The sequence below is a fragment of the Paraburkholderia sp. GAS82 genome (genome assembly GCF_050436285.1).
In the GTDB taxonomy this organism is placed as follows: domain Bacteria; phylum Pseudomonadota; class Gammaproteobacteria; order Burkholderiales; family Burkholderiaceae; genus Paraburkholderia; species Paraburkholderia phenazinium_B.
The window spans coordinates 401,946-412,832 of record NZ_JBNDLX010000002.1; the positions used below are offsets into that span (position 1 = coordinate 401,946).

General features: G+C 61.1%; 10 protein-coding genes. 1 reads left to right on the top strand and 9 read right to left on the bottom strand.

All coding sequences use genetic code 11. The features are described from left to right. Positions 1–104: 104 nt before the first annotated feature. Entirely contained in the window at positions 105–1,346 is a 1,242-nt protein-coding gene (locus P3T17_RS08150) for an NAD(P)/FAD-dependent oxidoreductase (RefSeq protein WP_429405950.1), read from the top strand. A 35-nt stretch (positions 1,347–1,381) separates the two neighbouring features. Here the strand turns inward: P3T17_RS08150 and P3T17_RS08155 are convergent, their stop codons facing one another. The 9 genes from P3T17_RS08155 to P3T17_RS08195 all read right to left on the bottom strand — a co-directional run bounded on the left by P3T17_RS08155 (position 1,382) and on the right by P3T17_RS08195 (position 10,872). Next, positions 1,382–1,762: a nucleotide pyrophosphohydrolase gene (locus P3T17_RS08155; protein WP_074266740.1), complete on the bottom strand. Its 381-nt coding sequence runs from the start codon at positions 1,760–1,762 to the stop codon at positions 1,382–1,384. Between the two features lie 31 nt (positions 1,763–1,793). Beyond that, a complete protein-coding gene (locus P3T17_RS08160; RefSeq protein WP_429405952.1) occupies positions 1,794–2,228 on the bottom strand; it encodes a Fur family transcriptional regulator in 435 nt (144 codons plus the stop codon). A gap of 68 nt (positions 2,229–2,296) precedes the next feature. Further along, complete coding sequence (locus tag P3T17_RS08165; protein WP_429405953.1) at positions 2,297–3,340, bottom strand: lysylphosphatidylglycerol synthase domain-containing protein; 1,044 nt, start codon at positions 3,338–3,340, stop codon at positions 2,297–2,299. A gap of 4 nt (positions 3,341–3,344) precedes the next feature. Then, the gene (gene hpnI / locus P3T17_RS08170; RefSeq protein WP_429405955.1) at positions 3,345–4,580 is read right to left on the bottom strand and encodes a bacteriohopanetetrol glucosamine biosynthesis glycosyltransferase HpnI; all 1,236 of its coding nucleotides are present in this window, start codon (positions 4,578–4,580) and stop codon (positions 3,345–3,347) included. Between the two features lie 7 nt (positions 4,581–4,587). Then, positions 4,588–6,009, bottom strand: coding sequence for a hopanoid biosynthesis associated radical SAM protein HpnJ (gene hpnJ, locus P3T17_RS08175; protein ID WP_133893937.1), 1,422 nt, complete (start codon positions 6,007–6,009; stop codon positions 4,588–4,590). 96 nt (positions 6,010–6,105) lie between these two features. After that, positions 6,106–7,314: a bacteriohopanetetrol glucosamine biosynthesis glycosyltransferase HpnI gene (hpnI, locus tag P3T17_RS08180; protein ID WP_429405957.1), complete on the bottom strand. Its 1,209-nt coding sequence runs from the start codon at positions 7,312–7,314 to the stop codon at positions 6,106–6,108. Between the two features lie 33 nt (positions 7,315–7,347). Further along, positions 7,348–7,698, bottom strand: coding sequence for a hypothetical protein (locus P3T17_RS08185; protein ID WP_429289182.1), 351 nt, complete (start codon positions 7,696–7,698; stop codon positions 7,348–7,350). Positions 7,699–8,116: 418 nt separating this feature from the next. Further along, positions 8,117–9,637, bottom strand: a complete 1,521-nt coding sequence (locus tag P3T17_RS08190; RefSeq protein ID WP_429405959.1) for an efflux transporter outer membrane subunit — start codon at positions 9,635–9,637, stop codon at positions 8,117–8,119. After that, positions 9,634–10,872, bottom strand: coding sequence for an efflux RND transporter periplasmic adaptor subunit (locus P3T17_RS08195; protein ID WP_429405960.1), 1,239 nt, complete (start codon positions 10,870–10,872; stop codon positions 9,634–9,636). Before P3T17_RS08195 ends, P3T17_RS08190 begins: the two co-directional genes overlap by 4 nt. Between the last annotated feature and the right edge of the window lie 15 nt (positions 10,873–10,887).

The following is a 10,887-nucleotide window of genomic DNA, read 5'->3' on the forward strand; positions in this document are numbered from 1 at the left end:
ATTTTGATTGAACGCAAGCCATTGTAATGGCAAGCGGGAGAATAATGGCTCTGGGCCCGTGCGGGCGCAGTTCACTTCACTTTAGATAACCGTTTGAGGAAAGATTGAATTCCCTTCCATCGAGAAACATCGTCGACGTAGCGATCATCGGTGCGGGTCCCGCCGGCGCGGTCGCAGCAGCTTTGCTGAGGAAAGCGGGCCGCTCGGTGCTCGTCCTCGAGCGGCAGCATTTTCCCCGCTTTTCGATTGGCGAAAGCCTGTTGCCGCAAAGCATGGCCTACCTCGAAGAGGCCGGCATGCTCCAGGCGGTCGTGCAGGCAGGCTTCCAGCACAAGAATGGCGCGCATTTCATCTGGCGCAACAAGTCATCTGCGTTCGACTTCCGCGACAAGCATACGCCGGGCTGGGGCACGACATACCAGGTCGAGCGCGCTGTGTTCGACGACATTCTGATCCGCTGCGCCGCGGAACAGGGTGCCGACGTGCGCTTCGGACATACGGTCCGGGCCATGCAAACCGGCGACGCGCCAGTGCTGGACGTGGTCGATGAGGAAAACCAGGCATATCAGGTACAGGCCCGCTTTGTGTTCGACGCCAGCGGGTTTGGCCGCGTGCTGCCGCGCCTGCTGAATCTCGAGGCGCCGACGCGCATGCCGACCCGCGCGGCCATTTTCACGCACGTGCGCGACGGCCTGACGCTCGACGCTACCGATCGCAACAAGATTTGCGTCGCCACGCATCCGGACCGCCGCGACGTCTGGTTCTGGATGATTCCGCTAGCAGGCGGGCGTTCTTCGGTGGGGTGCGTCGCCGAAGCTGAGTTCCTCGACGGTCCCGAGGAAGAGCGCGACGAGAAACTGCGTGCGCTACTGCAACAGGAGCCGACTTTCGCGAGGCTGATCGGCAATGCGCCTTTCCTGATGCCGGTGCGACATATTGGTGGGTACGCGGCGAACGTGGAGCATCTGCACGGGCCGGGTTACGCGCTGCTTGGCAATGCGGGCGAGTTTCTGGACCCGGTGTTCTCTTCCGGTGTGACGATTGCGCTGCGTTCGGCGCATCTGGCAGTGCAGACGCTCGAGCGTCAGCTGAACGGCGAGCAGGTCGACTGGCAGGCCGAGTACGACATACCGCTGCGTAAGGGCATCGATACGTTCCGTGCGTTCGTGGAGCGGTGGTACACGGGCGCGCTGCAGGACATCATCTTTTATCCGCGTCAGACGACTTTGATTCGCCGCATGATCAGTGCGATCCTGGCTGGGTATGCGTGGGATGAATCGAATCCGTATGTCGCCGACCCTGTACGGCGGCTGGATGCGCTACATGAGATCTGCCTGACGCATTAAGGCATTAGGCGGGTGAGCGAGAAAAACTCCGGGCACTATTGATTTTTGTCTTTGTACTCGGAGTATTTTCTCGAGTCGCCACGCACCTGGTCGGCGGGATATTTCGCACGGTTGAGGGCCATCTTCTCCAGCACTGCCTGAAAAAGATCCACCTCCATCTTGTCGGCGAGGCGAACGAGGTAGACCAGCACGTCCGCCATTTCGTGGCGAATAGCGGTCAGCTTCGCTTCGTCGATTTCATGTTTGTCCCCCGAAACAAGCCACTGAAACGGTTCAAGCAGCTCGCTCGCCTCGACGCTGAGCGCCGTTGCGAGATTCTTCGGAGTATGGAATTTGTCCCAGTCGCGTTCGTTCACAAATTCACGAACGAGGTCGCGCAATTCTGTTAGGTCACTTCGCGATTCAGGCTTGTTCACGGTAGATCCTGTTCGTATCGCGCCGGCCGGTTCAGCCCTTGCGCCTGCGAGCCTCCTCACAGTCAGGACATTCGCCGTAGACAATCGCAGACGCACTGGCGTAGGCAAACTGGTGCTCGGCCGCCATGGACCGATACGCGGCTTCTATCGTCGCGTCGTAGGCGTCACGAATTGTACCGCAGCGATTGCAGACGAGATGATAGTGAGGCGTTCCGCGATTCAACTCGTAAATGACACGCGAATCACCGAGTAAGGCACTCGTGATCAAACCCATCTCGAGCAGATGCGACAAGGTCCGGTAGACGCTCGCCAGGCTGAATGATTCCGTGTCGGCGGCTAGCCTGCGGTAGATCTGATCCGCCGAAAAATGCTCGACGGGGTTGTCGCGGAACAGGGTTAGGACGGCGACTCGATTGGGTGTCGCGCGTATCCCCGCTCGCGACAGCTCAGCATAGACAGTTCTCATCTCATGGCGCCGAAACAGACGGCGGTATCGTGCACCGCGGATGCTTAAGGTTTGCTTAAGGATGCCACTTAGGTTCGCGAGTTCCCGATGTCGTTGCGGCTGTTCGCTGTCGCCGTTGTCGATAGCGCGTTGACCAGTCGGCCGCGCGCCTCGCCGGAAGACTCGGCAATCTGCCAGGCAAACAAACCCGGCACGAAAATCAGCAGATCGCGAATCCGTCGCGCGCCCGCGAGTGCGAGGCAGGTTGAAGGATCGAGACCGAGTGCCCCGCCGATCAGGATGAAGCCGCCTTCCTGCACCCCTAGGCCTCCGGGCACAAAAAAGGCCGCACTGCTAACCGCCTGGATCAGCGATTCGATCACTACCGCCTCGGTGAAGCTGACCTGCGCGCCAAGAAAATGCAGCGCGAGCCAGATCTCCAGCGCGGTCAATACGCACTGCAACGGTTGCCAGAAGAAGAGGTAACGCAGCACCACGCCACGGCGGCGCCAGATCAGTTTGATCGACTGATCGATCTGCGCCGACTGACCGACGAGCGCGGCCAGCTTGCCGCTGGTTACACGGTTGAGCACACGTGTGATGCGTTCGAACGGGCTTGCATGCTGCACCAGCGAAAACAGCACCAGTAGCGGTGTGAGCGCGACAATGCCCCAGGCCAGATCGGCAGCGAGACGTAGCGTGCCGGATGCCGCATGCGCGAACAGAAAGCCGATGCCCACCATCGTGAACATCAACTGGCTGATCAGCGTGAGTTGCATGTCGACGACGAGACTCGCTGCCGCGGTCGAGCCACGCAGGCCACGCCGCCGCATCATGCGGAACGAGACCACCTCGCCGCCGATGCGCGCCACCGGCAACATGCTGTTGACCGATTCACGGATCCAGACCAGCTGCAACATGCCCGCAACGCTCGGGCGGTTTGCGCCGCGGATGAGGCTTTGCCAGTCACGTGCGTTGGCAAGCATCGGCAGAACATGGGCCAGTCCCGCCAGCACCAACCCGGCGCCAGCGGCACGCATCAGCCCAAGCACTGCACCCGGGTTGTCATGGACGACAAGCCAGAGCGACGCAATCAAACCCGCCAGTGCAGCGAAACGACCCAGATGCTTCATTACGCTACTCGTCCTGAACCGGCGACAGCAAACCATCGCCGTCCACCTCGAAACTGAAACCTCGCCAGATCACCCGCGTCGAAAAGAAACTCGTCACGAAGATCAGGAACGACACGATGTCCCATAACGGCAGCAGCCATAAGTCGCTATACGCCTGCCGCAACGCATGGTCCGACTGTACCTTCAACGCTAGCCGCGCGAGCAGCGCCGCCGCCACAAGCGGCCACGCCCACGCTGCACCGCCCGAGAATGCTGTAGCAAGCAATGCAAAAGCGAGTGGATGCATCAACGACGAACCCAGATGGGCAACCGGGGTGATCGTCCGAATCGTCCGGCTCCACCGCAGCTCATGCGCAATCAGCTTGGTGACGCTGCTTTCCACGCAGGCGTGCGATACCGTGAACGGCGGGATCACCACCTTCTCGCCGATCATCCGCACCGCTTCGCCGATCGCATGATCTTCCGCGAGGTGATGCACGAACTGCGCGAAGCCGCCGATCTTCTCGAGCGTTTCGCGTCGCATGGCAATGGTCTGTCCAAAGCACGGCCGCGCCATCCCAAACGCCAGGCCCGTCACGACGCCGGGAAGAAACTGATAGTTAGTCGCTTTCGCCGACAGCCGCGGCCAGAAACCCGGATCTGGTTGACCCCGATAGACACAGGTGACCAGTCCCACGCCAGGCTTCTGCAACTCACCGATCACATTGCGCAGATAGCTCGGGCTTACACTCACGTCGCTATCCGCAAACACCAGCACATCATGCTGCGCCTCGGGCAGCATGTTGAGGATGTTGCTCATCTTGCGGTTGGGTCCGTACAGGCGCGCATCGGCCACAACCGTTATGTGCGCTTCGGGATGCAGCAGACGCAGTTGTTCGACAGTCTGCAGCGCCGGATCTTCCGAGTCGTGCACGCCGAACAGAAATTGCAGCGGACCCGGGTAATCCTGCTGGCAGAAGCTCGACAGGTTGCTGAGCAAGGTCCACTCGTCGCCATGCAACGGTTTGACGATGGTGACAGGCGGAAAGCTGGTGGGCTCTGAGGTGGTACGGGCAAAGAAACGTCCAATCAGCGCGCCGGCCAGCACCGTATAAACGATGCCGAACACGGCGCCTGTCCCACACAGAAACGCTAGCGCCATAAGGATCAGATGCTCCCCGCGCAGCGCACCCTCAACAGCGATCAGTCCGCTTGCGACCAGCAGACCGATCAGGCAGGCAAACCACACCAGAGACTTCATCGCCGCATCACGCTTCGTGAGCGCGCAGGAAGCGGAAAAACTCCACGCCTTCGCGCAGACGCCGCTTCATCATGTCCCAGCTCAGCAGCATCTCGCGCACGATCTCCCAGATCTTCGAGGGCCGGAAATAGAAGCGCTTGTAGAAGCTCTCGACGTGGTGGTAGATCTCTTCACGCGATAGGTGCGGATAGCCGATCGCCGCGAGCTGCACCCCTTCCTTGCTCACCAGGTTGATCACCTTGTTCTCCTGCAGCCAGCCGTTTTCTACCGCCTGGTTGTAGAGCGTCGTGCCCGGATAAGGTGCCGCGAGCGACACCTGGATCGTGTGCGGGTTGATTTCCTTTGCGTACTCGATCGTCTTTTCGATCGTCTCCTGCGTCTCGCCCGGCAGCCCCAGGATGAAGGTGCCGTGGATCTTGATGTCCAGCTTGCGGCAGTCTTCGCTGAAGCGTCGTGCGATGTCCGTGCGCAGGCCCTTCTTGATGTTCAGCAGGATCTGGTCGTCGCCCGATTCATAGCCCACCAGCAGCAGACGCAGGCCGTTTTCCTTCATGATCTTCAGCGTCGCGTACGGCACGTTGGCCTTTGCATTGCAGGACCATGTCACGCCGAGCTTGCCCAGCCCGCGTGCGATCTCTTCGACGCGCGGCTTGAAGTCGGTGAAGGTGTCGTCGTCGAACATGATCTCCTTGACTTCGGGCATGTTGTCACGGATCCACTTCACTTCTTCGAGCACGTTCTCTACCGAGCGCGTGCGGTAGCGGTGACCGCCCACCGTCTGCGGCCACAGGCAGAACGTGCATTTCGAGCGGCAGCCGCGGCCCGTGTAGATCGACACGTACGGATGCTTCAGATAGCCGATGAAGTAGTTCTCAATCTTCAGGTCACGCTTGTAGACGGGCGCCACGAACGGCAGTTCATCCATGTTCTCGAGGATCGGGCGCGCCTCGTTGTGCTCGATCGAACCGTCCGCAGCGCGATAGCTCAAACCCTGGATCTGCGCAAGCGGTTTGCCCGCCGCCACTTCCTGGCAGGTGAAATCGAATTCTTCACGGCAGACGAAATCGATCGCTTCGCTTGCAGTCAGCGAGTTGTGCGGATCGACGGCTACTTTCGCCCCCACCATGCCGATCATCACCGACGGTTTGCGCTTCTTCAGATCCTGCGCAAACATCGCATCCGTTGGAAACGACGGCGTACTCGTATGAATGATGACGAGCTCATACTGCTGCGCGATATCAAGCGAAGCCTCCACCGAGAGACCATCCGCCGGCGCATCGAGCACGCGGCTGTCCGGCACCAGCGCCGCGGGCTGCGCGAGCCATGTCGGATACCAGAACGAACGGATCTCACGCTTCGCCTGATAGCGCGATCCCGCGCCGCCATCGAAACCGTCATACGACGGGGCCTGCAAAAACAGCGTCTTCATGAATGATGCTCCGGCAATTTGCGTTGAATCCGATAACTGATCGAATGAGAAAAGTCGCAGCGGCGCGACGGCGCGCCGTGACTTGAATGGGATGCCTTACCGGTCATCGAAAATCTCCATGATCGGTACTCCTGGCCGCGCCACGCGATTGAGGACCGGCATCCGCGCACCGCGCCATACGACGTGGGAGCCGAACACCGCGCCCAGCCATTGCAGCGCGAGCAACATGTCGCGCAACGGCACAAGTGGCAGGTCACGCCAGAATGTGCGCGACCAGCGAGCGCTGCGTGCATGCAAAAGAATGCGAGCAATGCAGCCCGTAGCGGTGCCAATCGAGGCCGTGGTCGCCGCGAAAGAATGCGTTGGAGCGGCATCCGCTGCGGTGAGCGAGAGAGTCAGCAGCGTGCTGGCGAATAACCACGGCGTGGTGAACGTGACGAACAGAAACGCGAATCCCAATGGATTCACGGAGCGGATCGTGCGCAGCCAGCGCATCTCGCGCAACCACAGGGTCGTGAAAGCAGGCTCGATCACGTCGGTGGCTACCATCACCGGCGACAACACGGTGTTCAGCCCAAGAGCGCGCGCGTGTTCGGCCAGCCAGTAGTCGTCGGCGAGGCAGTCTTTGAGCGTCTCGAAGCCGCCAATACTCTCAAGCGTCGTGCGCCGCAATGCTAGAGTCGCACCAAAACCAAAGCGGCGCGAGCCGCCCGCATGCGCGACGCGCACCGACGGTGCGAACCATTCGTTGATGAACAGGGCCCCCACCCGCGGCCAGAATCCGCCGACGCTCTGCGCGCGATACAGGCAGGTGACGACTCCCGTATCGATGTTCGCAAGCGGCGCTGTCACGGTGTCAAGGTAGTCGGGCTTGACTGCTATATCGCTATCGGCAAGCACGATCACCTCATGACGCGCCCATTGCACCATGTTGATCAGATTGCTGACCTTAGGATTGCGGCCGTGCACGCGAGAATCGATCACGAGCTTGATGTCGCACTGCGGATACGCGGCCTGCAGACGTCGCACCACGCCGATTGCCGGGTCGACCGGTGAGCAGACACCGAACAGCAACTGAAAGCACGGATGCGCCTGCTCACAGAACGTCACGAGGTTTTCGTACAGACGCGGCTCGGTTCCGCACAGTGGCTTGAGCACGCTCACAGAGGTCCAGCCGACGCGACGCGAGTTCTGGCCTTTGCTGAAAAACGGCATGGCAAAGACGGCGATCAACGAATAGGAAGTAGCGATCCAGCACAGGGCGAGCAAAAGCCACTGTGAGACAGAAACGGGATGTTCCATCATCGCTAAAAGGATCCGCCCATGAAGCCGCCTCCGCTAACACGTAGCCCACGCAATCGGCCTTCGATTAAACCGAAGGTGCAGGATCACCAGCATCCGCACCGGGCAGACCGGAGAAACCGAAGTGGTGTTGGAGTGCGCGTCGGTGACGGTGGCGTAGTCGAGAGACAGCGCCGAGAGGAATGCAGCGCGGGCAATGCGCTTGACGACCAGTACGATGCACACAACGCTCGCCACAGCCACGAGACGAAAGGGCCCGGATGTGAACACAGCTTCGGGAACGCCAAAGAGGCCAATAGACAGCAGTGCCACCATTTGTATCGCTGCGGCGGCAAGTGACGCTGTCAGCAGGTAGGCACGCAGCATTGCGGTCGTCGCGGGTGTCATGGCGCAGTTCGTCGATACAGGAGGAGGAAATATCGAAGGCGCTTTCATTTTCCTTGTGGCGATCGATCAGCAGATGCACGTGGTTTGGATTCAGGTCGCATCTAATACATACATGCGTTGTGAATCGATACTACCGGTCCAAAGCTGAAGGGAACCTTAAGCAAACGCGCCCGATCTGTTTTAAGTGTCCTACGCTTTCACTGTCCTGACATGATTACTGCAACGTAAACTTAAGCACGCGTTTCGCCGCTTTAGCGATACCGTTGCGCGTAATTCATTCGCAAGCTCCACCACACGAATTCTCCCTGTTGAAGATGACGATTTTGGATTTGCTTCGAATCTTCAGCACAGAACTCCTTAAGCGATTGAGAAAGTACGGAAAGCTTTATGTTGGCTTACGCCTGCGCGCTCAAATGAATCACCACGTTCCGCCAAGCGCCTTGACCAGCCACACGCTTGCATCCATCTGTCGACGCTCGAGGTCGACAGCAGTTCGCTCGTTCGCCAACGCCGTGCTCTGTGCGGTGACAACCTCCAGATAGCCTACGGTTCCGATCCTGTATTGGTCTAACTCAAGCTGCAGGGTCTTTTGGGCCGACGCGACAGCTTCATCCTGCTTACCGGCCTCCTGCTGCAAGATGCGTAGTGACGCCAGGTTGTCTTCGACCTCCTGGAAGGCAGTCAACACGGTCTGACGGTAGTCGGCCGCGCTCGCATCGTATTGCGCCTGAGCCTTCTCGGTCATCGCACGACGCCGGCCGCCGTCGAACAACGTGCCGACCAGCGCCGGCCCAACAGCCCACATGCGCGACGGTGCCGTGAGCCAGTTGGTAAGCGTCGAACTCTCGATGCCGCCAGTGGCCGATAGCACCAGATCGGGGAAGAACGCGGATTCAGCAACGCCGATCTGGTCGTTGGCCGCTGCGACACGCCGCTCCGCGGCGGCGATATCGGGGCGGCGCTGAAGCAGCTCGGAAGGCAGTCCGACAGGAATCGTCGGCGGTGTGAAATTCGCCGCCGCCGGCGGCAGACTGAACGTCGACGCCGGTACGCCGGTCAGCGTGGCGATCGCGTGCTCGTACTGCGCGCGGGCAACACCGAGGTCGATATCCTGTGCCTCGGTCGCCTGCAGTTGCGTCTCGGCCTGGGTGACGTCCGCCTGCGACGATACGCCGACCGCGAAGCGGCTTTTAGTCAGATCGAGCGTCTGGCGATAGTCCGCAATGGTCTGGTCGAGCAACTGCTTCGACGCGTCGAGTCCGCGCAAATTGAAGTAGTCGACGGCGAGTTCGGCGTGCACGCCGAGCCGAACGCTCTCGAGATCAGCCGCGCTCGCTTGCGCGCCGGCCCGCGCGGCATCGTTTTCGTGCGCGATTCTGCCCCACAGGTCGGGCTCCCAGCTCGCATCGAGCGCAACGTCGTAGTCGCCGAATGTCCTGCCGGCCGTCTGCTGGTGGCCGATCACGTTGTCCGAATCGTGCAGGCTGCTCGCGCTTGTCCCCGCACCGATCGTCGGCAGGTAAGCAGCGTGAGCGGATTCGACCATCGCGCGTGCTTCCTGCAGTTGCGCGACGGCTTTCTGGATCGTCTGGTTCGACACGCTTACACGTGTTTCGAGTGTGTTCAATTGAGGATCGCTGAAGCGTGTCCACCATGCGCCGCGTGCCTCGTTATCGGCTGGCGTCGCTTGGGTCCAACCTGGAGTCGCTTGCGCCGGTGCTGTGGCGGTTTGGCTGGCACGAGTTGAGACCGCACCGCTGCTGGGGTCTGGCGTGCCGGCGTTTTCCTTATACGCTGCAGGAACGACCACCGAGGGACGCACGTAGTCCGGACCGATCGAGCAGCCTGCCATGCCCAGCATACTCGCCGCGCAGATAGCACCGAGCAGCCGCGAGCGAAGCCCACGCAGTCGCGTAAGGTCGAGCGATACCGGCATCATGACTGGCCCCCTGTGCCATGCGAGGGCGCCGCCGATGAGCCGGTACCGCTGCTGGAATTGGCGCTAGAAGAAACCCGCACGGCCTGGCCATTGGTAATCGAGTCGGACGGATTAAGGATCACCCGGTCGGTCGCTGCGAGCCCTGAGGCCACTTCTATACGCGTGCCAAAATCGCGACCGGGTTTGATGGTCTTCAGTAGTACGTGACGTTGCTCGTCGACGGTGGCCACCTGCAAACCCTCCGGCCGATACAGCAGCGTGTTCACCGGCAGCGACAAGCCCGGCTGGGCGGCCTTCAGCGACAGATGCACTTGCCCATACGAACCCGGCAGCACCGCGCCATTCGCGTTGGGCACGTCAACTTCGATACGCAGCGTGCGCGTGACGGCATTGATCGCCCCCGCATTGCGCGCCACCGTTCCGGGCAGGCAACGCCCAGGGATTTGCGAGACTTCGAGGCAGGCCGACGTGCCGTCGAGCGATGTGCCGGCATCGTTCTGCGGCACATCGGCGTACACACGCAGCACGCCAGTTTGCGCCAGATCGAACATCTCTTTGGCGGGGCCGCCAGCGCTGCCCGCGTCGATCAACGCGCCGACATCGATATTGCGCGCCGTAATCACGCCGTCAAACGGCGCATAAACCTTCTCATAAGATTGCAACTGCGCGAGGCGGGCCACGTTCGATTGCGCCGCAAGCAGCGCCGCATGCTTCGCCTGTGCGTCGCTGTCTTTCATGTCCGTATCCTGTTGCGAGACCGCGTGTGTCTGCACCAGTTGCTGCCAGCGCGTCGCGCTCAATTGCGCAAACTGATCGTTCGCCTGCGCCTGTTGTTCATCGGCGCGTGCCTGGCGCAGCGCGGCGTCCACCTCGGGTGCATCGATCGTGGCCAGCAGTTGCCCGGCTTTCACATGGGTGCCGATATCTGCGTACCAGGCCTTCAGATAACCGTCGGTGCGCGCGAAAATCGGCGTCTGCTGATACGCCTCGATATCGCCCGGCAACACCAGCGTCTGGTTGGGCGGCGCGATGGTGGGCAGCGTAACCTGCACCGTGGGTACCGCGAGCGCGGCGGTCTGCGCTTGCAACGCGGCGCGCGCATTGAGCCGCGGCACGATGCCCACGGCAAGCGCAACGGCAAAGCCGGCTACGAGCAAAACGACACGCACGGCGCCGCGCCGGTGCTGAGGCGCACGCCGGCTGTCCGGTGCGGTCTGGGGGGTTTGAGTGGACATGCGGCGTACTCCGGT

Coding starts and splice junctions, on each gene's coding strand:
- hpnJ (WP_133893937.1), bottom strand. CDS start 6,009: ATGAAGACGCTGTTTTTGCAGGCCCCGTCGTATGACGGTTTCGATGGC.
- P3T17_RS08165 (WP_429405953.1), bottom strand. CDS start 3,340: ATGAAGCATCTGGGTCGTTTCGCTGCACTGGCGGGTTTGATTGCGTCG.
- hpnI (WP_429405955.1), bottom strand. CDS start 4,580: ATGAAGTCTCTGGTGTGGTTTGCCTGCCTGATCGGTCTGCTGGTCGCA.
- P3T17_RS08185 (WP_429289182.1), bottom strand. CDS start 7,698: ATGACACCCGCGACGACCGCAATGCTGCGTGCCTACCTGCTGACAGCG.
- P3T17_RS08195 (WP_429405960.1), bottom strand. CDS start 10,872: ATGTCCACTCAAACCCCCCAGACCGCACCGGACAGCCGGCGTGCGCCT.
- P3T17_RS08190 (WP_429405959.1), bottom strand. CDS start 9,637: ATGATGCCGGTATCGCTCGACCTTACGCGACTGCGTGGGCTTCGCTCG.
- hpnI (WP_429405957.1), bottom strand. CDS start 7,314: ATGATGGAACATCCCGTTTCTGTCTCACAGTGGCTTTTGCTCGCCCTG.
- P3T17_RS08160 (WP_429405952.1), bottom strand. CDS start 2,228: ATGAGAACTGTCTATGCTGAGCTGTCGCGAGCGGGGATACGCGCGACA.